We start from the raw sequence: 559 nt of genomic DNA, 5'->3' as shown, positions 1-559 counted from the left end.
CCTGCAGAGCGAGTACCGTGGCCGCAAGCTGGGCGACGCCCTGTCGCCGCGCCTGGACGCCGATTTCCTTGGCCGGCTGGATGCTTCGATCCAGGCGGCCAAGCGTTTCGGCCTGATCCGTCGCGAATTCAGCGCCGAGCAGTGGGCCGCGCCGGAACTGCTGGAGGCGGCCGGCAAGCTGGCGAAGGCCAAGGCCGTGGCGCAGGCGGCGGAGTGACGCCGAGCCGGGGACGGCCGAGGCGGCGCCGTTTCGTAGCAATTTGTAATATGTTTCGAAATTCTTGCACCGACCCAACCAATGACTGGATCGAGCGAAGTATCCAGCCGTTGGTCGGGGATTCTGCGTATATCGCGTCATGAAAGTTTCACGCGGGTAATCCGCAGGTTATTCCGCGATCATTTCGTTCGTTAATCGCCCCATATATTCAGATACAAAATTGGCACTGCCAATTCTTCCAGTTTTCCCTTCCGACAATTCTCCCGACCCTCCCCGGAAACAACTCCAAGTATCTCGCGGCGAACCGCCGCGTCCCGCATCTAGCCTGCCCATCACTACGAC

At 60.5% G+C, this 559-nt stretch carries 1 pseudogene; it reads left to right on the top strand.

The annotated features are described in order from the left end of the window. A pseudogene (locus MUU47_RS00240) lies at positions 1-217 on the top strand (hypothetical protein); the annotation flags it as partial. Between the last annotated feature and the right edge of the window lie 342 nt (positions 218-559).

Source organism: Scandinavium hiltneri (assembly GCF_024764835.1).
GTDB classification, from domain to species: Bacteria; Pseudomonadota; Gammaproteobacteria; order Enterobacterales; family Enterobacteriaceae; genus Scandinavium; species Scandinavium hiltneri.
The sequence above is the reverse complement of the archived record's forward strand: the minus strand, read 5'-3'. Positions and strand labels throughout refer to the sequence as shown.